The following is a 25,536-nucleotide window of genomic DNA, read 5'->3' as shown; positions in this document are numbered from 1 at the left end:
TAAAGAAGAAAGATATGATCGTGATCTCTCATCCTTTTGCTGTTGAAAATGAAATCAAGATAATTCATTCTCTATTTGAGGAAGGATTGCCGTTGCTTCATATTCGGAAACCTGATTTTTCTGAATTGGAAATGTCGCAGTTTATTCATCAAATTAAAATGGAATTTAGATCCAAAATTGTCTTGCACAATCATCATGTTTTGGCAGAAGATTTTGGAATTAGCCGCATTCATTTTTCTGAAAAAGAAAGAAAACACAATCGTGACTTTCCTGCAAGCTTTCAAAAACCTTGTACGCCTAAATACGAATCCATATCAACATCAACACATTCCATTGAAGATTTTGATGCACTAGAAAATGATTTTGATTATGCCTTTCTAAGTCCGGTTTTTAAAAGCATTTCAAAAGAAAATTATCATCCCAAAACAGATCTTTTTGAAGAATTAAAGAAAAGAACAAATCATAAAACCAAAATGATTGCGTTAGGCGGAATCGATGCTGAAAATATTCAAAAAGTACTTGAAAATGGCTTTGATGATGTTGCATTTTTAGGAGCAATTTGGAATAATGAAAAACCTTTAAAACAATTTAAATTATGTCAAAAAATCGTCCTTTCGCACTTACAATCGCTGGTTTAGATCCTTCGGGAGGTGCTGGAATTTTGGCTGATATCAAAACATTGGAACAGCATAAAATCACTGGTTTTGCTATCGCAACTGCGAATACAATTCAGACTGAAAATGAATTTTATGAAATTGAATGGATTGATTTAAGTTTTGTAGTTCGTTCTATTGAAAGCCTCTTTTCAAATTATAAAATTAATGTAGTGAAAATTGGAGTTTTATCTTCTCTAAATCATTTAAACCAAATTGTTTCGCTTATAAAGATTTTATCGCCGTCAACTCAAATTGTCTGGGATCCCGTCTTAAAATCGACAACAAAATTTGAATTTATGAATATTGGAGGTGATTTAAACTTAAACGAAATTCTGTCCAAAATTGATTTGATTACTCCAAATTTTAATGAAATGGAGATTTTGTTTCCTGGTTTTATTTCTAACAACTATTGGGAGAAAAACGAAATTCCAACCAACATTCTGCTAAAAGGCGGACACAATGAAACTGCAATTGGAACCGATCGTTTATTCTTGAAAAATGAATTTTTAGATCTTCTTCCTTCAGATAAAAAATGTTTTGAAAAACACGGTTCTGGTTGTGTCCTTTCTGCCGCAATTGCTCGCCAATTTAGCATTAAACCAAACCATTACAGAAGCTTGCAAGCAATGCCAAAATATATATCGAAAATTATTTGAGTTCAACTTCAACTTTAATCGGATACCATTATGTATAAACTGCAATATATTTCACAAGGCGAAACCATCGAAGAACAGTTACGCAACATTCACCAAGCTCTTGATGCAGGATGCGAATGGGTGCAAATGCGATTTAAAAACCAAACAGATAAAAACAGGTTTACTTTGGCGAAAGCCGTAAAACTTTTATGCGACGAATATCAGGCTGTTTTTATTGTCAATGATGATTTGCATCTCGCAAAGCAAATTGATGCAGATGGAGTTCATTTAGGTTTAACCGATACTAAAATAGAGGAAGCAAGGGCGATTTTAGGGTCTTCAAAAATCATCGGCGGAACAGCTAATACTTTCGAAAACATTCAAGATCATGTTAAAAATGGTTGCGATTATATTGGTTTAGGCCCTTTCCGATTTACAGTAACAAAAGAAAAACTAAGTCCAATTTTAGGATTGTCGGGTTATTTTGAAATTCTTCAAAAACTAAAGAAAAATAAAATAGAAATTCCAGTTTATGCTATTGGAGGCATCACATTGCTAGATATAAATCCGTTAATGGATACTGGAATTCACGGAATTGCCGTATCTGGAATCATCACAGAAAGCGATGAAAAAGAAAAATTAATTCAACAACTTAAAGAAAAGTTATATGCAAAAGTCATTGTTTAATATTGGTGATAAAAGCTTTAAATCCCGCTTATTTTTAGGAACAGGAAAATTCGGTTCAAACAAAGAAATGGAGCAGGCCATTTTAGCTTCAGAAAGTGAGTTGGTTACAGTAGCTTTAAAACGTATTGACTTAGAAACCAATACAGATGCCATTTTATCTCATTTAAAACATCCGAATATTAACTTACTGCCTAATACATCTGGAGCGCGCAATGCTAAAGAAGCAGTTTTTGCAACGACAGCTGGCTCGCGAGGCTTTAGAAACGAATTGGGTAAAACTTGAAATTCATCCCGATCCAAAATATTTAATGCCCGATCCTATTGAAACTCTTAAAGCCACGGAAGAATTAGCCAAACTCGGTTTTTTTGTACTGCCTTACATTCATGCTGATCCTGTTTTATGTAAATATTTAGAAAGTGCAGGAACAACGGCTGTTATGCCTTTGGGCTCACCAATTGGCAGTAATAAAGGTTTAAAAACTATTGATTTTCTAGAAATTATAATCGAACAAAGTACCGTTCCTGTTATCGTAGATGCAGGAATTGGCGCTCCGTCTGATGCTTGCAAAAGCAATGGAAATTGGTGCTGATGCTGTTTTGGTAAATACTGCAATTGCCGTTGCAGGAAATCCCAAATTAATGGCCGAAGCTTTTAGAGAAGCTGTTATAGCAGGAAGAAAAGCTTTTGAAGCCAAAATTGCTAATTCGCAAAATTATGCTGTGGCTTCTAGTCCTTTGACTTCCTTTTTATATGACTAATTGATTTTTCTCTCGCAGATTCTGCAGATTTAGCAGATTATTTTTTACAATTATTAAGTTAAATTAATCTGCAGAATCTATTGTAAAACATCTCATATTAAAAGTAAGAAATTTCATTAATTTTGATTTAAAAAATCAAAGAAGAATTATGTCAGAAAATGAAATTTCATATAAGGTTAGAGGAGCAATTTTTAAAGTATATAATACTCTCGGACCTGGACTATTAGAATCAATATATGAAAGTGCTCTTTATTATCAATTGAAGAAGGATGGATTACAAGTAACTAGGCAAATTGATTTACCTGTAAAATACGATGAGGTTTATCTCGATATAACTTTTAGATTAGATCTTTTAGTAGAAGATAAAGTAATTATAGAATTAAAATCAGTAGACGAAATAAAACCTATTCATTTTAAACAATTGAACACGTACTTAAAATTGACTAATAAAAAACTTGGATTATTAGTCAATTTCAACTGCTCCAATATTCTGGAAAATATTCATCGTGTTGCTAATAAAATTTAATCTGCGGAATCTGCAAAATCTGCGGGAAACAAATAAAAACTATGAACACATTCAAATCGGTTTTTGAAAACTACGATTGGGATTCCATTCAATCCAAAATATATCAAACCACATCAAAAGATGTCGAATTGACTTTGGCAAAAACCAAACTTACTCTCGACGATTTTTTGGTCTTGATCTCTCCTATCGCCCAAAATTATTTGGAAGAAATGGCACAGAAATGCCATGAAATCACAAAAAAACGCTTCGGGAAAACCATCCAAATGTATGCACCTTTATATTTGAGTAATGAATGCCAAAATATTTGTACTTATTGCGGCTTTAGTTTAGATAATAAAATCAAACGCAAAACACTTTCTGATGCGGAAATAAAGCTCGAAGTTGAAGCCTTAAAGAATAAGGGGTTTGATCATGTTTTGTTAGTTACTGGCGAAGCCAATTATACAGTTAACATCAACTATTTTCTAAATGCAATTGCCTTAATTCGAGAAGAATTTTCTATTATTTCTGTTGAAGTGCAGTACTTTCTACAGAAGATTACGAACGACTGCATGACGCTGGAGTCTATTCCGTTTTGGTTTATCAGGAAACGTATCATCAGGAAGTTTACAAAAAATATCACACAAAAGGCAAGAAATCAAACTTTGATTATAGACTAGAAACTCCTGACCGAATTGGAACTGCTGGAATTCATAAAATAGGTTTAGGTGTTTTGTTAGGTTTGGAAGATTGGCGAACTGACAGTTTTTTCAACGCTTTGCATTTAGATTATCTTCAAAAAAAATATTGGCAGACCAAATATTCTGTTTCTTTTCCTCGCCTCCGCCCTGCCGAGGGAATAATTGAACCCAACTTTATCATGGATGATAAAGATTTGACGCAATTAATCTGCGCTTATAGATTATGGAATGAAGATTTGGAAATTTCAATTTCAACCCGTGAAAACGAAAAATTCAGAAACAATATAATTCCGATTGGCGTTACGAGTATGAGTGCGGGTTCTAAAACAAATCCAGGCGGTTATGTAGTTGATCCGCAGTCTTTGGAACAATTTGAAATCAGCGATGAACGCTCCGCAGATGAAATTTCAAAAATCATAAAAAACAAAGGTTATGAACCTGTTTGGAAAGATTGGGACAGAAGTTTCAGTTTAAATATCCAAAATTTAAATTCCAAATTCCAATCTCAATCAAAAATCTAAAATCAACAATCTAAAATCTAGAATTTAATAATGAGTATTATACAAGAATTTCTCCGTTACAACAGACAAACTATTCTTCCTGAAATTGGTGATGAAGGGCAGGAAAAACTAAAAAAAGCACGAGTTTTAATAATTGGAGCGGGCGGTTTAGGCTGTCCGATTTTACAATATATTGCAACGGCAGGAGTTGGTTTTATCGGAATCATGGATTTTGATATTATCGAAATTCATAACCTGCACAGACAAATTTTATATACAGAAAATGACATTGGAAAATATAAGGCAATTGTCGCTCAAGAAGTCGTTTCAAAACTAAATCCGTTAATTGAAGCTGTGGCAATTCAAGAAAAATTAACTGTAGAAAATGCATCAGAAATTATAGCACAATATGATATAATTGTTGATGGTTCAGATAATTTTACGACACGTTATCTGGTAAATGATACTTGCGTTCGATTAAACAAAACTTTAGTTTATGGAAGCATTCTAAAATTTGAAGGGCAGATTGCTGTTTTTAATCATAATGGAAGTAAAAACCTGCGTGATTTATTTCCAGAAATGCCAGATCCTAAAGATGTTCCCAATTGTAATTTGAATGGCGTTTTAGGAACTCTGCCTGGAATTATTGGAAACATGATGGCGCATGAAACCTTAAAATTGATTTTAGAATTACCAGCTCTAAAAAACGAACTTATAATTTTTAATACTTTAAACTGGAACTTTACAAAGTTGAATTTCTAGAAAACAAGAGGATCTCCAACCGCAATAATTCCGGAATTTAAACTGACAATGTTAGTTCCAAAAAAAACGGAATTACCAACTTTTCTGTATTTGCTCAGCGTTTTTAGTGGTTCTTTTTTTACAATTCCTTTCTCTGGATCATTGTTCACCATAATACATCTTTCGCAGATTTTTATGTTTTGAAACGCTACTTCTCCAATTTTAAAAGTACTAAAATCATCTTCTTCGTGAGCATTTTCCGTATTGATAACAATATTAGGGCGAAATCTTTTTACGGTAATTTTTTGTTCTAATTTATCGTTTAAAACATCCATGCTTTCTGTTCCGATTAATAAATATGGGTATCCATCTGCCAGGCTAACATTAAAAGTTTCTTTAGTACTTGAACTTTCATGTTTGCGATCTCCAAGTTTATTTACTTTGACCAATTTACATTCAAAACCCAAACAATCGCTAAACCACTTTGAAGTGTTTTTACTTACTTCAAAAACTTCGGTTTTATCATCCCAAACAGTGGTTTCAATTTTAGCATCTAAATATTCATCAATAGAAAATTCATGCTGTTTTTCTTCAAAAACTAAACTAATTTTTCCAGCGACAATTTGAGGATAAAATTGGCTCATAATTGGGTATTCTCTCTGTGTGATCATTTGATTATCTGCATCGATTAACATCCATCTTCGGTCATTTTCAAATCCCATTTCTTCGGCAAAAGCAGATTTACAGCTTATTCCCGCCAGACTTTTTATTGGATATATATAAATTTCTTTTACACTGAAAACTGCACTCATTTTTATTTAGTTTTTAAATTGGACATAAACTCTTCACGGTCAATTTCACGGCATCCTAAACTTTCTAAATGCGGATTATAAACCTGACAATCTAATAATTTATAATTTTCTTTTTGCAAATATAATGCTAAAGCGATAAAAGCTGTTTTCGAAGCATTTGAAACTTTAGAAAACATACTTTCTCCGCAAAAAATATTTCCTAAATCAATTCCATACAAACCGCCAACCAAGACATCATCCTGCCAAACCTCAACAGATTTGGCGATTCCTTCTTCATTCAATTTACAATAAGCATTGATCATTTCGTTAGAAATCCACGTTCCGTTTTGTCCGTCACGCTTTATCTGCTGGCAGTTTGAAATTACTTCTCTAAAATTTTTATTAAAAGTAACTTTAAATATTTTCCGATTGAGGATGTTTCGCATGCTTTTGGATATAATCAGCTCATCAAAAAACAATACCATTCTAGGATCTGGAGCCCACCACAGAATTGGTTCGCCTTCATTAAACCAAGGAAAAATACCGCTTTTATAAGCCAATTGTAAACGTTCGGGACTTAGATCACCTCCAATCGCCAAAACGCCCTCTTCGTCTGCTTCTGTAACTGGCGGAAAAAATAAATCTTCAAATAGGTAATACATCTTTTTAAATAATGAATGTTGAGAAAATTCCAATATAAAAATTCCAAATTCCAAAATACCAATTGCTGAGGGAACCTTTCTCAAAGTTTAAAACTTTGACAAAGGTCTTCATGCTATATAAAAAATTCCAAATCCCACATTCAGTCGAATGAATTGGAATTTGGAATTTTTTATATTGTAATTTTTAAACTCTTAGAACGGTAAATCGTCTGGTTCGTCTTCGTTTACGTTTGTCGCTGGAGCAAAAGTTTCTGCTGTTGGCATTGGTGGTGCTTGTGTAGGTGCAAGCATCTGCTAATCTTTCGATTCTCCAACCTTGAATACTATTGAAATATCTAGTTTCTCCTTGTGGATTAACCCATTCTCTTCCTCTTAAATTGATAGAAACTTTTACTGCCTCTCCTTGTTTATAGCTACTTAATAAATCGCATTTATCTTGTGTAAATTCGATTAAAATATGTTGTGGATACTGCTCCTCAGTAGTAACAACTAACTCTCTTTTTTTGAATGAGGCACTAACTTGTCGCTCTGGGTTAACCACTTTTACTTTTCCTGTAACTTCCATCTTCGTCTATATTAATTATTGTTTCTATTTCTTTATTTTTTAGCTAAAAGTACTTTCCAAGCCGACTCTACATCGCCATTATCCAAGTATTTTTTTGCTTCTAAGTGTACTTTTTTCTGGTCGTCTGAACTTAAAACTCCTTTGACTGAAAAATTTTCTTTCACAAATATACTAACTTCTTCTTTTGTAGGCAAGGCTTCAATATTACCTAATTTACCTAAATCGTTTCCATCAAAAACAGCACTTTCTTTTACAAAATCCGGCACTGCATCTACGCCTACTCCCAGTGTTGTCAATGGTTTTGCTACTTCAAAAAGGCCTTGATTTGATCTTGAGTACCAGTTATTTCCTAATCTCGAAACCAAATCAATTTTATACTGGTCGATTGCTCCATTTTCATCTAAAATTGATTCGTGAATATGAATTTTTACTACTTCACACAAAATTAAATTTCCTGCTCCGCCTTCTTCTCCTAACGGAATAATCTGCGTAACCTTGCATTCAAATTGAACTGGAGATTCTTTTACGCGATATGGTTTTACTAAATCTGATGGAATTTGTGTTAATCCCGCTTTAATAAATTCATTTACGCCGTCTCCATATTCTGTACTAGCCAGAGAAGTCTGCTGTACTAAATCGTAATTTACGACATTTATAACAACTTCTCGAGTTGCTTCGGCATTAATTAAAGTATGTTTTATTGTATTATCTCGGACTCGGCGCGCTGGCGAGAAAACCAAGATAGGCGGATTTGCACTAAAAACGTTAAAGAAACTAAACGGTGACAGGTTCGGAATTCCTTTTTCGCTGATGGTACTTGCAAAAGCAATTGGTCTTGGACCGATAGCACTCTGCAGATAGCCTTGCAGTTTGGCCGTTGGAATCTCTTTTGGATTAATACTGATCATACTTTTTGATTTAAAACCAAATCTCATTTTGGTACCTGCAAAAGTATTGAAATGGTTTAATTATGAGAAATTGTTTTGCAGATAAAACAAAAAAACTTTCGGCATTCGCAAAATATAAAATGTGTATATTTCGTTATATTTATACCACAAAATAATTGATATGTCTTTTTCTGAAAGAACAAATACAACTCGCTGGATCATCATTTCCGTTTGCTTTATTATTATTTCTCTAATTCTTTGGAACACTTATACTTTTTTCCAAATCTTTAAAAATGAGGAACGTTTGAAGATGAAACTTTTTGTAAATGCGCAAATTACAATTGTAAATGCAAACGAAAATACCGATATAGAACTTCCGCTTCAAATTATCAACAACAATACTTCTATTCCTGCTTTAGTAATATTATATGATAAAGTCGTGAGCGCGACGAATGTTCCAACGGAAATTCTTAGCAACAAGAAAAAAAGAACGGCTTATTTAAAAAAATTAAGAAATGAAAATGAACCGATAACTTTTGAATATGCTCCTGGAAAATACCAGACACTTTATTACGGAAATTCAGGATTACTGAATAAACTAAAATATTATCCGATCGCACTACTTCTTATTATCGTTTTATGTGTTGCTTTAATTTATAATTTTTACAAAAGCACCAAAATGGCAACTCAAAACAAACTTTGGGCTGGAATGGCAAAAGAAACGGCACATCAAATTGGAACACCGCTGTCTTCTCTTATAGGATGGGTCGAAATATTAAAAACAGAAGAAATTGATCCTTCAATAAGTATTGAAATCGAAAAAGACATAGAGCGCCTGCAGACGATTACCGATCGTTTTTCTAAAATTGGTTCGGTTCCAGTTTTAGAAGTTCGTAATATTATAGAAGAAACAAAAAATGATTACGAATACCTGCAGTCCCGTTTTTCAAAACAGGTTTCGTTTTCATTTGAGGCACCACAAGAGCCTATTTTTGTAATGATAAATCCAACATTACATAGCTGGACAATCGAGAATTTGGTTAAAAATGCGATTGATGCCATGAAAGGAAAAGGGTCTTTGGATCTTAGAATTGAACAGGATGCATTTAATGTAAAAATTAATGTCAAAGATTCTGGAACAGGAATTTCTAAAAAACAATTTAAAACTATTTTTGAACCAGGTTTTACAACCAAAAAACGCGGCTGGGGACTTGGTCTTTCTTTAACGAAAAGAATTGTTGAAGAATACCACAACGGAAATATTAAAGTATTAAACTCTGAAATTGGAAAAGGAACTACTTTTCAAATTTTATTAAATAAAAAAGTGCAGTAAAATTACTTACTGCACTTTTTGTTATCTATTTTGTCAGACTGAGCCTGACATTCGTGAAAACATTATAAATTCGACTGAATATCTTTTGCTAAAGCTTCAAATTCTTCTTTTGAAAGCGATACTTTGTTTTGAAAACGCATTTCATCCATTTCGTTTAACGGAATTAAATGTACGTGTGCGTGAGGCACTTCTAGACCTACAACGGCAATTCCGATTCTTTTGCACGGAACTGTTTTTTCTAAAGCTGCGCCACTTTTTTAGAAAACTTCATTAAGCCTAAATAATCTTCTTCTTCCATATCAAAAATCTTATCGATTTCTTGTTTTGGAATACAAAGTGTATGTCCTTTAGCATTTGGATTTACATCTAAAAAAGCTAAATATTTATCGTCCTCAACAATTTTATAAGCAGGAATTTCTCCGTTTACTATTTTAGTGAATATTGATGCCATTGTTTATTCGTTTATTTGGTTAATCGTTTAACCGATTTAACGATTAAACGGTTAAACTAAAATTAGTCTCTTGAAATTTCAAGAATTTCAAATTTCAAAACTCCATTAGGAACAGTGATTTCTGCTACTTCTCCAACAGATTTCCCTAGTAAACCTTTTCCAATTGGAGAGGTTACAGAGATTTTACCTGTTTTTAAATCGGCTTCACTTTCGGCAACAAGAGTATATTTCATCTCCATGCCGTTACTTTGATTTTTGATTTTTACATTAGACAAAACCAAAGCTTTAGAAACATCTAATTGGGACTCATCTATTAATCTTGCATTTGAATATACTTCTTCCAGTTTAGCAATTCTCATTTCTAATAAACCTTGTGCTTCTTTCGCGACATCATATTCCGCGTTTTCAGACAAATCACCTTTATCTCTCGCTTCTGCAATATCTTGAGATGCCTTTGGACGCATTACACTTTTTAAGTGCTCCAATTCATCTTTTAATTTCTTTAGACCTTCTGCTGTATAATAAGATACATTACTCATAACTTCATCGTTTATATAAATACAAAAAATCCCATCGCGACGGGATTTTCTTACCACAAATATACTATAATTTTTAATAGTACATAATTATATGTTAATCATATAGATTTCAAATCTAAATAAATTATTTTTGTTTCACTAATTCTTATTGAAATAATGAAAAAAATCTGGTTCTTTATCGCACTTTCTGCTGTATTATTTTCTTGTAGTGACAATAATAGAAGTAATAACAATCCGTATATTCCTAATTATTCGATAAACGCGTATCTCGACACTAATCTGCCAACTTATAACAAATTGCTGTATCCGAGCAATCCTGTTTATGTTGCCAATTATGGAGCGAAAGGAATTATAGTAATGAAAACCGGCGAAGGAACATACACTGCTTTTGATCTCGCATGTCCAAATCAAGCGCTTACTTCTTGTACACCAATGACTATTGACGGAATTTATGCTGTTTGTTCTTGCGATAAAACACAATATAATTTATTTACAGGCCTTGGAGGAAAAGAATACCCGATGAAACAATATCGCGTAGAATCTTCTGGAACTGTTGTCCATGTATACAATTAAAAAAAAGCCTGAAATTGAATTTCAGGCTTTTTTTCGCATTTAACTTTTTTTAGAATTTCAAATTTAAACCTACTAAGAAATTGGTTCCTGCCTGCGGATAATAGTATGGATAAATATCCCACATCGCGCCATTTGAAACATATTTTTTATTGAATATATTATTAACCAACGCTGTAATCGTAATTGATTTAAAAATAGAGTTTGGTTTTATTTCGTAAGAAGCATTAAAATCGTTTACAAAATAATCTGCTAATTTGGCGACTGGAAGCTCAATATTGTTCATGTACTGCTCTTCAACGTATTTCTGTAAAAGTGAAATATATAAGTTTTCGATAGGTTTATATACAATAATATTTCCTGCAATAACTTCTGGAGAATAAGCAATATCTGTTGTTCCGTAATAATCCCCATCAACAGCTAAATCTACATTTTTATTACTGCTTAAAGTAAAGTTTGGTCGTAAAGTAAATTTATCAGAAAGAACAATTGTTGCATCAAATTCAAAACCTAAACGGTAACTTTTTTCCGTATTGGCACGAATGGGTGCTCCAACATCATCTAACCTTCCTGTTAAAATCAATTGATCTTTATAGCCCATATAATAGAAATTAGAATTCAACTGGAATTTCTCTGAATTGAATCTCCAGCCTAATTCAAAATCATTTAATTTTTCCGGCTTTACGTTTCCTCCTTCATAATCTGTTCTATTTGGCTCACGATTCGCTCTGGCATAAGAAAAATAAAGTGTGCTATTTTGGTTAAAAGCATAATTCAAACCTGCTTTCGGATTAAAGAAATTAAAATTATCATCAACCAAACCCGTTTCCGCGCTGTTTGCTTTGTACTTTACATTTCTGTATTGCAAGTCTCCATAGAAACTTAATTGTTCTGTAAATTGATAATTTGCTTTCGCGAAAATATTACCATCTGTTTTTGTTGAAAAATCATCATAATAGTGATCTCCTAATTCAGACTGCGAAGCGTATCTTGCCCAAATCACTTTACCATAATGGTCACCTTCATATTTATTCCATCCGCCACCTAAAATAACATTCAGATTTTCCGTTACATATTTAGCAGAGAAAGTAGTTCCGTAAAAATCATTATCTAACCATTTCTGGCGTATTAGATCGGTTGTCGTTACCGCGTCAACTGGATTGAAATTATATTCAGACATTTCGGCATCTTCTTTATAATTTTCAAAATAACCTTTCCCTTTTGTATAATGAAATGCCAAATTTGTACTCCAATTATCTGAAAGAGATTCACTCCAATGCGGCTGATAATGATCTTGATTGTAATTATCTGTTTCATTATCATAGAAGCGAATATTTCCCGCTTCGTCTGTATATTTTCCTGCCGAATTATAGGTGCGATCTGTATTCAATGTTTCTGCATCAATTCCGTTCCAGGATTGATAAGTTTTTTGAGTTCCACCGAAAGCCAGAGCTTTAATCAAAGTCGTTTTACCTACATAAGTTCCCTGAAGAAAATATGATTTTAGATCTGCACTTCCACGGTCAATATAACCATCTGTTTGTACTACAGATAAACGACCGGCAAGTTCAAAATGATCATTTAATAAACCGGTACTAAATTTTACCGTATTTTTAAATGTATTAAATGATCCCGCAGAACTTGAAATTTCGCCTGTTGCTTTTGTCGCATAACTATCAGTCAGCATATTTAAACTCGCACCAAAAGCACCCGCACCATTTGTGGATGTTCCTACTCCGCGCCGCAATTGAAGACTTTCTACAGAAGAGGCAAAATCGGGCATGTTTACCCAAAAAGTTCCCTGACTTTCTGCATCGTTGTAAGGAATTCCGTTTATAGTTACGTTTACACGTGTAGCATCGCTTCCACGTACTCGAATTCCTGTGTAACCTACACCATTTCCAGCATCAGAAGTTGTCACAACAGATGGAAGATAATTCATCAAAACAGGAATATCCTGCCCTAGATTTCTGTATTTAATTTCTTTTTTATCCATATTACTAAAACTCACCGGAGTTTTTGAAGTAACACGAACTGCCGAAACTAAAACCTCATCAAGAGAATTTACTTTTGTAGAATCTTGTCACTGCGAGAATGAGAAAAGAGAATAGAATAAAGAAAATAGAATAAAGGAAATAGACTTTAGACTCAGCTTTGCACCTTTGTACCTTAGTACCTCAGCACCTTGAAAAATTGTTTTCATCTGTAAAAAAATTACAAATAAAAGGGGGAATTATTCTTTTGTTAAATTAATAAATGTGTTTCACGACAATACAAAGTGTGTACGCTTAAAATTGTCGTTTTTTCCTTAGCAACATTACTCGCTCAGGTTCTTTGGGTATGATCTCAGCTCGTTATTTAGAGCACCCCTTTGAGACAGTGCAAATGTAAACTTTAAAAATCAAATTCCAACAATTGAAATTCCAAAACTCCCTGTAGAATTAAATTTTGAACTTTAAATTCCAAACCCATTTGAAAACTACAAGAAATGAGCTTTTTGGAATTGGGAATTTAAAGTTTGGAATTTAATCCAAATTTGGCTTCTTCCGAGATTGCTTAATCTCAGAGACATTCTTTTTATCCTTAATTCTCTTTTTTATTACAGATTTTGGAATTTTGGTTGCTTTTCTGACCTTCGGAACATAAAGTCCTTTTTTGATTAATTCAAGAAATCTTTTTGTGACAATTTCTTTATTTTTAATCTGGCTTCTATCTTCATCACAATTTAGGATTAAGATATTTTCAGAAGTCAAACGAGATGACAAATTCTCTTTTAGAAGCAATTTTTCATCATCAGATAAAGCCTGAGAAGTTTCTAAATCAAAATTCAGAACTATTTTTGACGAAACCTTATTTACGTTCTGCCCGCCCGCACCACTGTCGCGGACGGCTTTAAAACTTAACTCTGATATGATTCTCTCGTTATCCATTATTGAGGCTGATGTGCTGGCTTTAATAAATCGTTTACCGTTTTTACCGGATTAAAAGTAATTAAAGGAACTGCGACAAAAATGGTTAACCAATTTGCCATTGAACCGTTCCATAACCCTGGAAGTTCATAGCTTTTTACAGGTTTTCCTTCAACACTTTTTTCAACAATAAAACCAGATTTTTGATCTACAAATTGTTTTAAATCAAATTTCTCTCCCTTATAATTTTTAATACCGCAAACTAAATCCACCGGATTAAAATGTGTTGCTACTTCTAAAATTTCAACTTGATTTTTGTTCGCTAAATCTACTTGAGATGTTTCTACAATCTGCAGTGAAACTTCTCCTTTTTCATTCATAACCCAAAATGGTCCTCCTCCGGGTTCTCCTTCATTTCGAACCATTCCGCAAACTCTAATCGGACGATCTAATAGTTCTTTAATCTTGACAAGCTTATTCTCAAAAGTAAATTTATTGAAGTCGTTGGTTATTTGAATATGTAGCTCTTGCTTCAAAATATCAACTATTTCAACAAGATCATTTTCAGTTACTTCACTGTTTTCAATTGCTTGTAGATATCCAAAAACTTTCTGTTGTACTGCGATTAAAATCCCTCCTAATGCTTTTTTATATAAGGTAATTTTATCAATATGATTTTGAATAACATTGTCTATATTTTTAATAAAAATAATATCCGAGTCCAGATTATTCAAATTTTCAATTAAAGCGCCGTGTCCTCCAGGTCTAAAAATCAAACTTCCATTACCATTTCTAACAATTTTGTTTTTCGCATCTACGTTAATAGAATCGGTACTTTTATTTTGATAAGAATATCCAATATTAATAGTGGTTTCAGATTGCTTTTCAATTTTTTCTTTCACCTCTCTAATAGCTGTTTCAAACAAATCCTGATGTATTTCTGAAACCGTAAAATGTAAATTTGAAACATTTTTGGCTGTGGCATAATGTACACATTCGTTTAAATGTTCTTCTATTGGATTCGCAATATGCGTTTTATATAAGTGAAAAGGCAAAACAGCCTTAGGCTTATTTGCTGAATTAAGATAATCTGAAGATAATAATATTTGTATAAAGTAATAATTTTTATAATCCCTCTCTAGAGTTTCAAAATCGGGATAAATCAATCTTAATTTTTTATCAATTTCTTCAAAAAAAGGAAACTTCTCCATTCCAACAATAAAAATGGCAAGTTCTTTATCATTTTTTCTGTTGATATAAGCATTTATCGTTTCTTTATTGATATCAAAATCATTTATAAAAGCTGTTAAAAACTTGAACATTCGTGTTGCTTGCACCAGAAGCAGGAACAAACTTTTTTATTTTTAGATTTTCTTTCTGCTTATCAAAAAAAGTCTGCTTTTTCTTCAAACTTGGCTTCGGATAAGCTTAAAATTCCTTTACCAATAGTTGCTGGGCTAGTTAAGTTACTTTTTGCAATTCCGTTTTTAAAAACATCTAATTGCATTAAAATATTTTCAAAGGGAATACCGTGATTGTAAATTTCAACAAAATCTTGAGATGATAATCCTTTTTCTTTTAAGACTCCCAAAGCATCTACAATTTGTACAGCTTTTGCTAAACGGCATTCTTTATCTCCCGATAATGTTATAAAAGGCTTTTTGGTATCAATCAACGTTTGTTTAAAAACAGAAAAAACAGTCTCTCTTCCTTTTGGAGTATCTCGTATATCATCTTTTTCCCAAGGAACATCAATATCTGTCAAAAAGAATAAATCGTATTCATGTTTTAATGTTGCCTCATTTAAAAGCGGATCGCAGAAACCATAATACATTTCCGAAAAAACTTTGGTTACCATTAAGTTGGTATCACAAAATAAGTATTTATTTGCTCGCGACAAGTTTTTCATTTTCTAATGCAGTTTGTCCATAAGCAATAGGCATCATATCCTCTGCAACACAAATATGCTGATTTTCTTCCCATTTTTCTTGCAAATAATCGCGTGCAAATTCTGGAACCCATTCGGTTTCGTAATATTCTGCAAGTTGTTTTGCCAATGTGGTTTTCCCTGTACTTTCAGGTCCAAATAAAGCAATTTTTATTATAGTTGTTTTTTGCTGTCTAAGATCTTTCTCCATTCTAAATAAGTCGCAATAGCCAAAATTGTAAAAATTATATATTGAAGTGAAAGCATCCCTAAGCCTCGATAGGCATAGAGAGGTACAACAATAATATCACCAATAATCCAAAGTGTCCAGTTTTCTATTTTTTTTCTTGCCATGTACCACATTCCCGCAAAAAATATTCCAGACGAAACCATATCTACATAATTGTCGGGATGAATTTCGTAGCCAAAGTATTTATAAATTCCGAAAACTACAAAAACAGTAACAATAAATAATAAGATTCCGATTATTTTTTCATTTTGAGTTGTACGAGTAATTGGCAGATTGTCTTCAACTGTTCCTCCTTTTGCCCAAACATACCAGCCATAAATACTCATTATTGAAAAATATGCATTGATAATCATGTCTCCAATATAACCTGCCACATACAAAAGGTAAACTGAAATTACCGTTGCAATTAATCCTGTTGGGTAAACCCAAATATTTTCTTTTTTTGCAAACCAAACACTTAAAATACCAAAAACAAATACCAAAAACTCAAGAGCAATATGCCACAAAGGCGCATTTTTGTAACTATCAAGAAAAAAGTCGATCATTTGGTGGTATTTAAAAGCGGTTAATTTTTTTATGAATCGAAAAAATGGCTGTCATTTTCAAAAGCAGTTCCAATAACTACTAAATCTGCTCCTGCATTATGCGCTTTTTTAATTCCATGCAAATCTACAATTCCTCCTCCAACAATTACAGGAATTTCTATGTTTTGAGCAATTAAGGAAATCATTTCTAGCGGAACTGGTTTCTTTGCACCACTTCCCGCTTCTAAATAAATCAATTTATTGCCGAGCATTTCCCCCGCTTGCGCTGTTGCTAGCGCTAGTTCGAAGTTTTCGCGGTTCAGCGGTTCAGTTTTACTAACGCGTGCAACGGCAGTTTCATTGCCGCTTTCTATCAAAATATAACCTGTTGATATTACTTCAAGTTTGGTCTTTTTCAAAATTGGAGCGGCCTGAACTTGATATTCTATTAAATAATCTGGATTTCGACCAGATAATAATGACAAAAACAAAATAGCGTCGGCCTGTGGTGAAATCTGCGAAGGATCTCCAGGAAATATAACAACCGGTAAATTTGTTTTTTGTTTTAACTGCGCAATTAAATCTTCTAAAATAGTGCTTTGAACAATGCTTCCTCCAACAAAAATATGGGTTGCAGGAGATTGATTTATTTTAAGTAATAAATGATCTAAATTTTCCCAGACAATTTTATCAGGATCCAGAAGTATGGCCAATAATTTCTGCCCGCTTTTCTTAGCTTCTAAAATTTGCTGATGGATTGTAGTACGTATTTTTTGCTCCATAATGGCTGTAAAAGTAAAAAGTTTTTAACGTAGAAGAACTATTATGAATGAATTATATTTGTAAAGTCTCTGTCAACAATCAAATAGAACAATTTATGATCGCAATTGCATTATTAGAAAAATACGGTGCCGTAAAAAAGTCTTTCGAAAAAGGTGAACTAATTTTTGAAGAAGGAACACTGCCTGCATCTTACTATCAGATCATTTCGGGCGAAATTAAAATGTGCAATTATAATGACGACGGACGAGAATTCATTCAGGGAATATTTTATAAGGAGCAGTCTTTTGGAGAACCGCCCTTATTTTTAAACCAAAAATATCCTGCTAATTCAATTGCTGTAGAGGATAGTCAGATTCTTCTTCTTCCCAAATTAAACTTTATGAAGCTTCTGGAAGAAAACGCAGCTGATAAGTATTAAAATAATCGAAAACCTTGCACAGCGATTGTATTATAAATCGGTTATGGTCGCAGAAATTTCCACGCACGAACCAGAACACCGCGTTTTAAAATTAATCGATCACGGAATTGTTTATTTTAATTTTAAAAAAGAACCAAACGGCTATTTAATCAATTTTACCAGACAGCAGATTGGAGATTTAACGGGTTTGAGGGTAGAAAGTGTCATTCGGGCCATAAAAGCTTTGGAGAAAAAAGGCGAATTGAAGATTATTAACAGAAAAGTATACAGATAAAAAAGTTCCTGTAATATGATTTAAATCATAAAACGCGACGGTATTGTGACCGTACCTTTGTGGTATAAAAATCTCAATATCATGACACTTTATCAAACAACATTCGAAAATTTCAATAAAAGTTATATGGGTTCTGTCTGCAATGGCTGTAATTGGTCAAAGCTGTTTAGGAGGCGCAGTACGCGATGTACATTTTGTCTAATGGAACTTCTATCTTTCAAATGATCCAACTTGCTATTATTGTTTTAGCTTGTATCTTTGTAAACACTTCAATTTTGGCACAAATGAAACATAAAGTAGTTTTCAATCTTTTAATTCTTAGTTCCGTTTTAAGTGTATTTTTTATTCTGTTAAACACTATTATTCTGTGAAAAAGCAAATAGAAAATAGAGCTGACATCTCATTTTTGGTACATCAGTTCTATGCTAAAATAAGAGCCGATCGAGAAATCGGCTTTTATTTTAATGATATTATAACCGATTGGGATGCACACCTCGAAAAACTAACTGATTTTTGGGAAACCAATTTATTTGCCGTAAAAAAATACAAAGGAAATCCGCATGCGGTGCACAATGAAGTTGATGCTCATTTTGACGAAAAAATCACAGCAAACGAATTTGGAATCTGGCTGAACCATTGGGCACAGACATTAGACGAACATTTTGAAGGCGAAAACGTAGAAACTTTAAAAAGACGTGCCAGAAAAATGAGCACTTTTCTTTATATGAGCATGTTTCAGCATAGAAATAAAGAAAGTGAAGTTTAGTTTTTGTCATTTCAACCGAAGGGAGAAATCACACTAAAAACTCTGCAATAAAAATTCGCCAATTTTTGTCGAGCCCGAATCTTTGGAATTTGGAATTTTCCAATTGTAATTTCATTTTTCAAAAGCATAAACCAATGTAAAAGTTCCCTCAAAATTATCCGATTTGATTTCTTCATAATGAACATCAAAATCTTTTACTAAATCATCGAAATGAAGACTGGATTGAGTTTGTTTTTTATCTAAAGAAAAATCTTCAACTCTAATATGATCTTTAAAGCTGATTCCTTTTTCATTTCTAATTTTAAAGATTGCTTCTTTAGCTCCCCAGATAACAGTAAGTTTTTTTATATATTCTTCTGTAAGTTCTGGTTTTAAATAACTGCATTCAAAATCTGTAAATTTATCTGCAATTCGCTGAATTTTTTCGCGCTTGCAATTCCATATCAATTCCTACCGTTTCATCGCTTATAATTATCGTCGCAAAATGATACGAATGCGTAATCGAAATATAGTTATGACAATCAAAATACGGTTTCCCAAATTCGTCGTAATGCAGGTCTTTATCCGTAAAACCCATTTCCTGAATCAGCATTCGAACACTTAAAAAAGCGCGCTGGTGCATTTGCGACTTCATTCCGTCCAGTCTTTTTTGTGTTTTTTCTTTCAACACAACTTTGCTTACTAACTCTTCAAGAGATTCAGTTATTTCCCAAACTAAAATTTTTGTTGTTTCGTTAAACTGTATGGTTTGAAATAAAGGCATTACTTTTTAATTGTAAATTATAAATGGTTAATTATAGATCGTAGGTGGTTAATTAGAAACCATATAAGTAATATCAGAAAATATAACTGATGGCTCAAAAAATGTATTAGTAAATATAAGCAATTTGCAACGAAAGGTAATAGTTTAAGAATCTTTTTTAAAATGAACTTATATCACTTAGATGGTTTAAAACGATTCCTAAACTAACATTCTAGAGATTAAGAAATTAAAGATTTCACAAATCTGACAGAAAGTAGTAAAATTCAAAAGGTATTATGTAAATTTGCAAAAATTTTACAATATACAAATATACACTATAAATGAGTACTACAACTACGCCTTATGTGGCTTTCAAAGTAAAAGACATTTCTCTAGCGGCTTGGGGAAGAAAAAGAAATTGAATTGGCTGAAGCTGAAATGCCAGGTTTAATGGCGCTTCGTGCTGAATATAAAGACGAACAACCTCTTAAAGGTGCTCGTATTGCTGGATGTTTACACATGACGATTCAAACTGCAGTTTTAATCGAAACTTTAATTGCTCTTGGTGCAGAGGTTACTTGGTCTTCTTGTAACATTTTCTCTACTCAGGATCAAGTCAGCTGCCGCTATTGCTGCTGCTGGAATTCAAGTTTACGCTTGGAAAGGTCTTGACGAAGAGTCTTTTGACTGGTGTATTGAGCAGACTTTATTCTTTGGTGAAGACAGAAAACCATTGAACATGATTCTTGATGATGGTGGAGATTTAACTAACATGGTTATTGATCGTTTCCCAGAATTGGTTCCTGGAATTAAAGGTCTTTCTGAAGAAACTACAACTGGTGTTCACAGACTTTACGAAAGAGTAAAAGCTGGAACATTGCCAATGCCTGCTATAAACATTAATGACTCTGTTACTAAATCTAAATTTGATAACAAATACGGTTGTAAAGAATCTGCTGTAGATGCTGTACGTCGTGCAACTGACTTAATGTTAGCTGGAAAAAGAGTAATCGTTTGTGGATACGGTGACGTTGGAAAAGGAACTGTCGCTTCTTTTAGAGGTGCAGGATCTATTGTAACTGTTACTGAAATTGACCCAATTTGTGCTTTACAAGCCGCAATGGACGGTTATGAAGTTAAAAAATTAAACACTGTAATTGCTAATGCTGATATCATCATTACAACTACAGGAAACAAAGATATCGTTCTTGGAGAGCACTTCGAGCAAATGAAAGACAAAACTGTTGTTTGTAACATTGGTCACTTCGACAACGAAATTGATATGGCTTGGTTGAACAAAACTCACGGAGCATCAAAAATCGAAATCAAACCTCAGGTTGACAAATATACTATCGCTGGAAAAGATATCATCATTCTTGCTGAAGGTCGTTTAGTAAACCTTGGTTGTGCTACAGGTCACCCAAGTTTTGTAATGAGTAACTCATTTACAAACCAAACTTTGGCACAAATCGAATTATGGAAAAACAGTGTCGCTTACAACAATGACGTTTACATGTTACCAAAACATTTAGATGAAAAAGTTGTCGCTTTGCACTTAGCTAAATTAGGAGTTGAATTGGAAACTTTACGTGACGATCAAGTCGCTTATATTGGTGTTCCAGTTGAAGGTCCATTCAAACCAGAATACTACAGATACTAAATGAATTTTAGATTGAAGATGTCTGATTTTAGATTTCTTTAATTATTTATATCAAACCCGACAGGTTTTAAAAACCTGTCGGGTTTTGTTTTTTTAGTTGCTTTTTGTTTCTGGTTTCAAGTTCCGTAAAACTAGAAACTTGAAACCTGAAACAAAAGAATAAAAACAAAAATCTGGGCGTGCCACCATCCAGATAAAAGGGCAAAATTACTATGCGCTTATACGCCCTTTTATCTGGATGCTGTCGGGCTATCCGTCGTCGCTTCGGCGACTTACTTCTATCCCTCACGCGAACGGATACAAAGAACCTTACTTTTATCAGAGAATATATACAATTCTTAATTTTAAGTTTTACATTTGAAATTCAAACCCCAATTTCTAAAACAAAATTATGAGAACACGCCTGATTTTAATGTTATTAATTCTCTTGCCTTTTTTTACCAAAGCTCAATCCAGCATGCAGAGACAAATGCAGTCCAGCAACGCTATGTTTAGACAGCAAAATCAAATGTTTATGCAACAGCAAGCAACAGCGACGCGATATGATGCGTAATCTTAACAGCATTCAAACGGCAGAAGATAAACTGGCAAATGAAGAAAGAAAACTAAAAAAACTACAAATCAAATCAGCAGAAAAAGAAGCCAATTTAAAAGCTAATCAAGAAGAACTCGCCAGTCTTGAAAAAAATGCAAACGATACTAACTATCTTAAAAAAGACATTGAAAAATCGAAAAAGAAAGTTCAAAAATCTGAAGAAAAACTAAATAACTCAAAAACCGATATAGAAAAAAGTTCAAATAAAATTCAGGATTTGCAAAACAAAATTCAGAGTCGCAAAAATTCAAAAAGAAGAACTTACCAAAAAGCACGAAGAAGAAAAAAGACTTAAAGAAGAGGAAAAGCAAAAAAACAAAAAATAAAAGCTCAAGTAATAATCACCTTCTGAATAACGTTTTATTTTCTCCTAAATTCTAAACAACAAAATGATCGAAAAAGTTTTATGCGAAACACATGGCTCCAAAGACATGTCTTTTACCTGCATACATATTGCGCTGGCAATAGACTCGAAAGAAGAAACTGGTTTTTTCTACTCCGACGCCGAAGAAGATCTTCCGCAGATTGCGTGGTGCGGCCAATGCGAACAATGGCTTCTGGACAATGGCGAGGAATGGACCGACGTTTTTCAAGCCAAAGCCGATTTTAAAATGTTATGCTCCGATTGCTTTGAGGAAGCAAAAAACAACGAAACAGAAACTCATCTGCGATAAAAAAAATTTCATGAAAAAGATTATCATTCTATATATTTTTCTCTTTAGCCGCACTGTATTTGCGCAAAGCAACGACATCTGGAATGCATTTTGGAACAAGGACACCACAAAAATTGGATTTAAAGACAAAAACGGTGTTATAAAAATCGAACCAAAATTTACCGGATTTACCATTGCCCGAAAATTTGAAAATATTATTGCCGTTACAGAAGAAGAAAATAACAATTGGAAAAGCTATTATATCACTAAAGAAGGAAAAATAGTGGGACGTGATAGTTTATATACTTTTGATAATAGTACAGATTGCGAAAATGAAGGTTTTATTAGATTCAGAGATCCGAAAACAGATAAAATGGGAATCTTTAACAGCAAAGGAAAGATTGCTGTTCCAGCCGATTACAATGCCTTGTCGAATGTTAGAAACGGAATGCTTACCGTTCTTAAAGATGCCAAAAAAGAAAGAGAGCCAGGCGATGAACATTTTTTCTGGACCGGCGGGAAAGAATTCCTAATAGACACCAATAACAAAATCCTCATTGAAAATTTCAAAGACGGCGACAATTTAAATTTCTATTCTTTAGAAAAATCTAAAGATCCAAGCAAAGATCCAGCAAGAGAAAACTTTCTTGGTATTGACGGACAATATTACTCTTTCATAAATTTTGATAAAGAATTTCAAATATGGCTAAAAAACAATTTACTTTCAGGTTTATCAAAAGAGCAATTAAGTAAGCATTCTTTTGATAAAATCACCTATTGGAAAGAACCAGAGGGCTGGATAAACAAATCAAAAGTTGAATTTATTGATCAGAATTACACCGTTTTAAAATTAAAACTTGAACAATTAAAAAATTCAAAAACAGAATATTTCATTTCGTCTCACGGTTTGAATCCATTTATTTTTGAGACAAGCGAATATGATATTTATTTCAACGATTGCGGTGAAGTAAAAGATTGGATTTATCCCACTATGGATATTGTAATTTCTCCACAAAATAAATCAGATCGAGGGCAAGATCATTTTGAGTTTTTAAGAACCGATAATGGTTATAAATTGATTAGTGTTTCCTCAAGAGAAGATAATTTTAAATAATTTTATAACTCATAATTGTAAGAATATTTTGTATTTTTATAAAATTATAAAATCAAAAATCAATGTGGTATAGCAAATTTAATTTTTACGAAAAACAACAGGGTTTAGTAAAAGAAGAAGACGATATAAACTCAAAATTTAGATTGAAGAACAATCTCCCACATGAATTTTATTTACCCGATGAACTAATAGAATTATTAGAATTTTCGAATGGTGGAGGAATTATAAATGGCGATAGAGAGTTTGGTTATTTCTCATTAGCCGAAATTGAAAGTTTTTATCATGAATATCAATTTCCTAGATATGTTCCTTTATTTTTACCTATTGCCTTTAATGGAGGAGGAATCTTTTATGCTTATGATTTCAGAGACTCCATTAATATAAAAATTGTTGCAGTAAGTTCTGGTGATTTAGATTATGAAAGTTCCGTAATTCTAGGTAAAACAATAAGTGAAGTGCTTCATAAAACGAATGATATTGAAGACGAACTATAAATTTAACTGAAATAGAAATAAGCGATACTTGAATACAAAAGAAACTCAATAAATACAGTACATTTTGCGTTCTCTTCAGTACAAATTCTAACTTTGTAAAAAATGTACATTATGAAGAATTTTTTGTTCCTATTCATTGCTATTATCTTCGAAATCATTGCTACTTCTGCATTAAAGAAGTCTGAAGAATTCACCAAACTGCTTCCAAGCATTATTACCGTTATTGGGTATTGCGGTGCCTTTTACTTTTTAAGTTTTGCAATTAGGACCATTCCTGTTGGTATTGCTTATGCAATTTGGTCTGGCGTTGGAATTGTCATGATTACAGCAATCGGTGCTATTTTCTTCAAAGAAATACCCGATCTACCTGCTATAATCGGCTTGAGTTTAATTATAGTAGGGGTAGTTATAATTAATGTTTTTTCTAAAACTGCGGCGCATTAAATCAAAAAGCATTATTTTTGATAGTATCAAATGACACTATCATGAAGCCTCCTTATGACATTACTCCTAAAATATTAAAACTTGTAATTTCTATTTCTGAAAAGATAGGAGAAATAAATGCCGTTTATCTCAATAAGCAATCACCTCAGCTAAGAAAACAAAACAGAATTAAAACAATTCATTCATCTCTACAGATTGAAGGCAATACTTTGACCGAAGAACAGATAACCTCTCTAATCGAAAATAAGAGAATAATCGGCCCTCAAAAAGATGTCTTGGAAGTTCTCAATGCGATTAAAGTTTATGAAAAAATAGATCAATACAAGTCAACATCATCAAAAAGTTTTTTAGATGCACATGCATTATTGATGAAAGATCTAATTTCAGAACCAGGAAAATACAGAAAACAGGGTGTTGGAATTGTAAAAGGGTCAAAAGTCGCCCATGTTGCTCCTCCTCATGAAAATGTATCATTTTTAATGAATGATCTCTTTGAATATTTAAAAGATAAAAACGAATTAACACTTATAAAAAGCTGTGTCTTTCATTATGAAATGGAATTTATCCATCCTTTTTTAGATGGAAATGGAAGAATGGGAAGATTATGGCAGACAGTAATTTTAATGCAAGAATATCCCGTATTTGAATTTTTACCATTTGAAAGCCTCATCAGTAAAACTCAAGAAGATTACTATAAATCACTTACATTAAGCGATAACACAGGAAAATCAACCTATTTTATTGAATACATGCTCGATGTAATTAATAAATCTTTAGGAGCCTTATTAAATTACAATAACAGAACGTTGAGAGATATTGACAGAATAGAATATTTTATTTCTTTAGACATAAAAGAATTTACAAGAAAAGACTATATGAATATTTTCAAAGATATTTCAGCTTCAACAGCAAGCAGAGATTTAAAAAAAGGTATCGAATTAAAAATATTTAATGTTTCAGGAAATCAAAACACAAGTAAATACACTATTCTATAAATTTTC

27 protein-coding genes and 6 pseudogenes are annotated in these 25,536 nt (G+C 32.7%); 18 read left to right on the top strand and 15 right to left on the bottom strand.

Annotated features, from left to right (window positions below; all coding sequences use genetic code 11):
* Window positions 1–14 precede the first annotated feature (14 nt).
* From ACZZ95_RS08830 to ACZZ95_RS08800, 7 genes and pseudogenes are all read left to right on the top strand, one after another.
* Window positions 15–638, top strand: coding sequence for a thiamine phosphate synthase (locus ACZZ95_RS08830; RefSeq protein ID WP_463468762.1), 624 nt, complete (start codon window positions 15–17; stop codon window positions 636–638).
* Window positions 596–1,312, top strand: coding sequence for a bifunctional hydroxymethylpyrimidine kinase/phosphomethylpyrimidine kinase (locus tag ACZZ95_RS08825; RefSeq protein WP_463468761.1), 717 nt, complete (start codon window positions 596–598; stop codon window positions 1,310–1,312). The genes ACZZ95_RS08830 and ACZZ95_RS08825 overlap by 43 nt, the downstream gene beginning before the upstream one ends.
* A gap of 30 nt (window positions 1,313–1,342) precedes the next feature.
* Window positions 1,343–1,978, top strand: a complete 636-nt coding sequence (locus tag ACZZ95_RS08820; RefSeq protein ID WP_463468760.1) for a thiamine phosphate synthase — start codon at window positions 1,343–1,345, stop codon at window positions 1,976–1,978.
* Window positions 1,959–2,737 (top strand): annotated as a pseudogene (locus tag ACZZ95_RS08815) (HisA/HisF-related TIM barrel protein). The gene ACZZ95_RS08820 and the pseudogene ACZZ95_RS08815 overlap by 20 nt, the downstream one beginning before the upstream one ends.
* Before the next feature lie 148 nt (window positions 2,738–2,885).
* The gene (locus ACZZ95_RS08810) at window positions 2,886–3,263 is read left to right on the top strand and encodes a GxxExxY protein (protein WP_463468759.1); all 378 of its coding nucleotides are present in this window, start codon (window positions 2,886–2,888) and stop codon (window positions 3,261–3,263) included.
* A gap of 41 nt (window positions 3,264–3,304) precedes the next feature.
* Window positions 3,305–4,464: pseudogene (gene thiH / locus ACZZ95_RS08805) on the top strand (2-iminoacetate synthase ThiH).
* 30 nt (window positions 4,465–4,494) lie between these two features.
* The gene (locus ACZZ95_RS08800; protein ID WP_463468758.1) at window positions 4,495–5,205 is read left to right on the top strand and encodes a HesA/MoeB/ThiF family protein; all 711 of its coding nucleotides are present in this window, start codon (window positions 4,495–4,497) and stop codon (window positions 5,203–5,205) included.
* On the opposite strand, the gene ACZZ95_RS08795 is transcribed toward ACZZ95_RS08800, so the two are convergent.
* The 4 genes and pseudogenes from ACZZ95_RS08795 to ACZZ95_RS08780 form a co-directional block, all read right to left on the bottom strand.
* On the bottom strand, window positions 5,202–5,996 hold the full coding sequence (locus ACZZ95_RS08795; RefSeq protein ID WP_463468757.1) for an MOSC domain-containing protein: 795 nt from the start codon (window positions 5,994–5,996) through the stop codon (window positions 5,202–5,204). The two genes, ACZZ95_RS08800 and ACZZ95_RS08795, sit on opposite strands and share 4 nt — an antisense overlap.
* 2 nt (window positions 5,997–5,998) lie before the next feature.
* Entirely contained in the window at window positions 5,999–6,637 is a 639-nt protein-coding gene (gene aat, locus ACZZ95_RS08790) for a leucyl/phenylalanyl-tRNA--protein transferase (protein WP_463468756.1), read from the bottom strand.
* A 192-nt stretch (window positions 6,638–6,829) separates the two neighbouring features.
* Window positions 6,830–7,202, bottom strand: a pseudogene (locus tag ACZZ95_RS08785) (DUF3127 domain-containing protein).
* Between the two features lie 32 nt (window positions 7,203–7,234).
* Entirely contained in the window at window positions 7,235–8,110 is an 876-nt protein-coding gene (locus tag ACZZ95_RS08780; protein ID WP_463468755.1) for a flavin reductase family protein, read from the bottom strand.
* A gap of 160 nt (window positions 8,111–8,270) precedes the next feature.
* Between ACZZ95_RS08780 and ACZZ95_RS08775 the strand changes: the two genes are divergently transcribed.
* A complete protein-coding gene (locus tag ACZZ95_RS08775) occupies window positions 8,271–9,422 on the top strand; it encodes a sensor histidine kinase (protein ID WP_463468754.1) in 1,152 nt (383 codons plus the stop codon).
* A 62-nt stretch (window positions 9,423–9,484) separates the two neighbouring features.
* Here the strand turns inward: ACZZ95_RS08775 and ACZZ95_RS08770 are convergent.
* Both ACZZ95_RS08770 and greA read right to left on the bottom strand, forming a co-directional pair.
* Window positions 9,485–9,873, bottom strand: a pseudogene (locus ACZZ95_RS08770) (HIT family protein).
* Between the two features lie 62 nt (window positions 9,874–9,935).
* Complete coding sequence (gene greA, locus ACZZ95_RS08765; protein ID WP_463468753.1) at window positions 9,936–10,412, bottom strand: transcription elongation factor GreA; 477 nt, start codon at window positions 10,410–10,412, stop codon at window positions 9,936–9,938.
* Between the two features lie 156 nt (window positions 10,413–10,568).
* Between greA and ACZZ95_RS08760 the strand changes: the two genes are divergently transcribed.
* Complete coding sequence (locus ACZZ95_RS08760) at window positions 10,569–10,985, top strand: Rieske (2Fe-2S) protein (protein WP_463468752.1); 417 nt, start codon at window positions 10,569–10,571, stop codon at window positions 10,983–10,985.
* Window positions 10,986–11,034: 49 nt separating this feature from the next.
* Here the strand turns inward: ACZZ95_RS08760 and ACZZ95_RS08755 are convergent, their stop codons facing one another.
* The 7 genes from ACZZ95_RS08755 to ACZZ95_RS08725 form a co-directional block, all read right to left on the bottom strand.
* Window positions 11,035–12,978: a TonB-dependent receptor gene (locus tag ACZZ95_RS08755; protein WP_463471645.1), complete on the bottom strand. Its 1,944-nt coding sequence runs from the start codon at window positions 12,976–12,978 to the stop codon at window positions 11,035–11,037.
* Window positions 12,979–13,507: 529 nt separating this feature from the next.
* The gene (gene arfB / locus ACZZ95_RS08750) at window positions 13,508–13,912 is read right to left on the bottom strand and encodes an alternative ribosome rescue aminoacyl-tRNA hydrolase ArfB (RefSeq protein WP_463468751.1); all 405 of its coding nucleotides are present in this window, start codon (window positions 13,910–13,912) and stop codon (window positions 13,508–13,510) included.
* The gene (locus ACZZ95_RS08745) at window positions 13,912–15,213 is read right to left on the bottom strand and encodes a DUF4301 family protein (protein WP_463468750.1); all 1,302 of its coding nucleotides are present in this window, start codon (window positions 15,211–15,213) and stop codon (window positions 13,912–13,914) included. Before ACZZ95_RS08745 ends, arfB begins: the two co-directional genes overlap by 1 nt.
* Before the next feature lie 62 nt (window positions 15,214–15,275).
* Window positions 15,276–15,800 carry a DUF4301 family protein gene (locus ACZZ95_RS08740; protein ID WP_463468749.1) on the bottom strand — a complete coding sequence of 175 codons (525 nt, stop codon included), beginning with the start codon at window positions 15,798–15,800 and terminating at the stop codon, window positions 15,276–15,278.
* On the bottom strand, window positions 15,775–16,029 hold the full coding sequence (locus ACZZ95_RS08735; RefSeq protein WP_463468748.1) for an AAA family ATPase: 255 nt from the start codon (window positions 16,027–16,029) through the stop codon (window positions 15,775–15,777). Before ACZZ95_RS08735 ends, ACZZ95_RS08740 begins: the two co-directional genes overlap by 26 nt.
* Window positions 15,993–16,613: a nicotinamide riboside transporter PnuC gene (gene pnuC, locus ACZZ95_RS08730; protein ID WP_463468747.1), complete on the bottom strand. Its 621-nt coding sequence runs from the start codon at window positions 16,611–16,613 to the stop codon at window positions 15,993–15,995. Before pnuC ends, ACZZ95_RS08735 begins: the two co-directional genes overlap by 37 nt.
* A gap of 29 nt (window positions 16,614–16,642) precedes the next feature.
* Complete coding sequence (locus tag ACZZ95_RS08725) at window positions 16,643–17,374, bottom strand: phosphoglycerol geranylgeranyltransferase (protein WP_095952669.1); 732 nt, start codon at window positions 17,372–17,374, stop codon at window positions 16,643–16,645.
* Between the two features lie 95 nt (window positions 17,375–17,469).
* Between ACZZ95_RS08725 and ACZZ95_RS08720 the strand changes: the two are divergent.
* Both ACZZ95_RS08720 and ACZZ95_RS08715 read left to right on the top strand, forming a co-directional pair.
* Window positions 17,470–18,067: pseudogene (locus ACZZ95_RS08720) on the top strand (Crp/Fnr family transcriptional regulator).
* A gap of 367 nt (window positions 18,068–18,434) precedes the next feature.
* On the top strand, window positions 18,435–18,833 hold the full coding sequence (locus ACZZ95_RS08715) for a group III truncated hemoglobin (protein ID WP_463468746.1): 399 nt from the start codon (window positions 18,435–18,437) through the stop codon (window positions 18,831–18,833).
* A gap of 111 nt (window positions 18,834–18,944) precedes the next feature.
* On the opposite strand, the gene ACZZ95_RS08710 is transcribed toward ACZZ95_RS08715, so the two are convergent.
* Window positions 18,945–19,280 (bottom strand): 4'-phosphopantetheinyl transferase superfamily protein, encoded by a 336-nt coding sequence (locus ACZZ95_RS08710; protein ID WP_463468745.1) that lies wholly within the window; start codon window positions 19,278–19,280, stop codon window positions 18,945–18,947.
* Window positions 19,234–19,596, bottom strand: coding sequence for a 4'-phosphopantetheinyl transferase family protein (locus ACZZ95_RS08705; RefSeq protein WP_463468744.1), 363 nt, complete (start codon window positions 19,594–19,596; stop codon window positions 19,234–19,236). Before ACZZ95_RS08705 ends, ACZZ95_RS08710 begins: the two co-directional genes overlap by 47 nt.
* Before the next feature lie 320 nt (window positions 19,597–19,916).
* Here ACZZ95_RS08705 and ahcY point away from each other — a divergent pair.
* From ahcY to ACZZ95_RS08670, 7 genes and pseudogenes are all read left to right on the top strand, one after another.
* Window positions 19,917–21,235: pseudogene (gene ahcY, locus ACZZ95_RS08700) on the top strand (adenosylhomocysteinase).
* Window positions 21,236–21,777: 542 nt separating this feature from the next.
* A complete protein-coding gene (locus ACZZ95_RS08695; protein ID WP_463468743.1) occupies window positions 21,778–22,125 on the top strand; it encodes a hypothetical protein in 348 nt (115 codons plus the stop codon).
* A gap of 136 nt (window positions 22,126–22,261) precedes the next feature.
* Window positions 22,262–22,504 carry a hypothetical protein gene (locus ACZZ95_RS08690; protein WP_463468742.1) on the top strand — a complete coding sequence of 81 codons (243 nt, stop codon included), beginning with the start codon at window positions 22,262–22,264 and terminating at the stop codon, window positions 22,502–22,504.
* Window positions 22,505–22,514: 10 nt separating this feature from the next.
* The gene (locus ACZZ95_RS08685) at window positions 22,515–23,597 is read left to right on the top strand and encodes a WG repeat-containing protein (RefSeq protein ID WP_463468741.1); all 1,083 of its coding nucleotides are present in this window, start codon (window positions 22,515–22,517) and stop codon (window positions 23,595–23,597) included.
* Window positions 23,598–23,659: 62 nt separating this feature from the next.
* On the top strand, window positions 23,660–24,091 hold the full coding sequence (locus tag ACZZ95_RS08680) for an SMI1/KNR4 family protein (protein WP_463468740.1): 432 nt from the start codon (window positions 23,660–23,662) through the stop codon (window positions 24,089–24,091).
* 111 nt (window positions 24,092–24,202) lie between these two features.
* Window positions 24,203–24,535, top strand: coding sequence for a DMT family transporter (locus tag ACZZ95_RS08675; protein WP_463468739.1), 333 nt, complete (start codon window positions 24,203–24,205; stop codon window positions 24,533–24,535).
* A gap of 41 nt (window positions 24,536–24,576) precedes the next feature.
* A complete protein-coding gene (locus ACZZ95_RS08670; protein WP_463471644.1) occupies window positions 24,577–25,530 on the top strand; it encodes a Fic family protein in 954 nt (317 codons plus the stop codon).
* Window positions 25,531–25,536 lie beyond the last annotated feature (6 nt).

The organism is Flavobacterium sp. AC267, assembly GCF_979258715.1.
This window is presented reverse-complemented; position numbering and strand designations above follow the sequence as displayed.

Coding starts and splice junctions, on each gene's coding strand:
- ACZZ95_RS08830 (WP_463468762.1), top strand. CDS start 15: ATGATCGTGATCTCTCATCCTTTTGCTGTTGAAAATGAAATCAAGATA.
- ACZZ95_RS08825 (WP_463468761.1), top strand. CDS start 596: ATGTCAAAAAATCGTCCTTTCGCACTTACAATCGCTGGTTTAGATCCT.
- ACZZ95_RS08820 (WP_463468760.1), top strand. CDS start 1,343: ATGTATAAACTGCAATATATTTCACAAGGCGAAACCATCGAAGAACAG.
- ACZZ95_RS08810 (WP_463468759.1), top strand. CDS start 2,886: ATGTCAGAAAATGAAATTTCATATAAGGTTAGAGGAGCAATTTTTAAA.
- ACZZ95_RS08800 (WP_463468758.1), top strand. CDS start 4,495: ATGAGTATTATACAAGAATTTCTCCGTTACAACAGACAAACTATTCTT.
- ACZZ95_RS08795 (WP_463468757.1), bottom strand. CDS start 5,996: ATGAGTGCAGTTTTCAGTGTAAAAGAAATTTATATATATCCAATAAAA.
- aat (WP_463468756.1), bottom strand. CDS start 6,637: ATGTATTACCTATTTGAAGATTTATTTTTTCCGCCAGTTACAGAAGCA.
- ACZZ95_RS08780 (WP_463468755.1), bottom strand. CDS start 8,110: ATGATCAGTATTAATCCAAAAGAGATTCCAACGGCCAAACTGCAAGGC.
- ACZZ95_RS08775 (WP_463468754.1), top strand. CDS start 8,271: ATGTCTTTTTCTGAAAGAACAAATACAACTCGCTGGATCATCATTTCC.
- greA (WP_463468753.1), bottom strand. CDS start 10,412: ATGAGTAATGTATCTTATTATACAGCAGAAGGTCTAAAGAAATTAAAA.
- ACZZ95_RS08760 (WP_463468752.1), top strand. CDS start 10,569: ATGAAAAAAATCTGGTTCTTTATCGCACTTTCTGCTGTATTATTTTCT.
- ACZZ95_RS08755 (WP_463471645.1), bottom strand. CDS start 12,978: ATGGATAAAAAAGAAATTAAATACAGAAATCTAGGGCAGGATATTCCT.
- arfB (WP_463468751.1), bottom strand. CDS start 13,912: ATGGATAACGAGAGAATCATATCAGAGTTAAGTTTTAAAGCCGTCCGC.
- ACZZ95_RS08745 (WP_463468750.1), bottom strand. CDS start 15,213: ATGTTCAAGTTTTTAACAGCTTTTATAAATGATTTTGATATCAATAAA.
- ACZZ95_RS08740 (WP_463468749.1), bottom strand. CDS start 15,800: ATGAAAAACTTGTCGCGAGCAAATAAATACTTATTTTGTGATACCAAC.
- ACZZ95_RS08735 (WP_463468748.1), bottom strand. CDS start 16,029: ATGGAGAAAGATCTTAGACAGCAAAAAACAACTATAATAAAAATTGCT.
- pnuC (WP_463468747.1), bottom strand. CDS start 16,613: ATGATCGACTTTTTTCTTGATAGTTACAAAAATGCGCCTTTGTGGCAT.
- ACZZ95_RS08725 (WP_095952669.1), bottom strand. CDS start 17,374: ATGGAGCAAAAAATACGTACTACAATCCATCAGCAAATTTTAGAAGCT.
- ACZZ95_RS08705 (WP_463468744.1), bottom strand. CDS start 19,596: ATGCCTTTATTTCAAACCATACAGTTTAACGAAACAACAAAAATTTTA.
- ACZZ95_RS08695 (WP_463468743.1), top strand. CDS start 21,778: ATGATGCGTAATCTTAACAGCATTCAAACGGCAGAAGATAAACTGGCA.
- ACZZ95_RS08690 (WP_463468742.1), top strand. CDS start 22,262: ATGTCTTTTACCTGCATACATATTGCGCTGGCAATAGACTCGAAAGAA.
- ACZZ95_RS08685 (WP_463468741.1), top strand. CDS start 22,515: ATGAAAAAGATTATCATTCTATATATTTTTCTCTTTAGCCGCACTGTA.
- ACZZ95_RS08680 (WP_463468740.1), top strand. CDS start 23,660: ATGTGGTATAGCAAATTTAATTTTTACGAAAAACAACAGGGTTTAGTA.
- ACZZ95_RS08675 (WP_463468739.1), top strand. CDS start 24,203: ATGAAGAATTTTTTGTTCCTATTCATTGCTATTATCTTCGAAATCATT.
- ACZZ95_RS08670 (WP_463471644.1), top strand. CDS start 24,577: ATGAAGCCTCCTTATGACATTACTCCTAAAATATTAAAACTTGTAATT.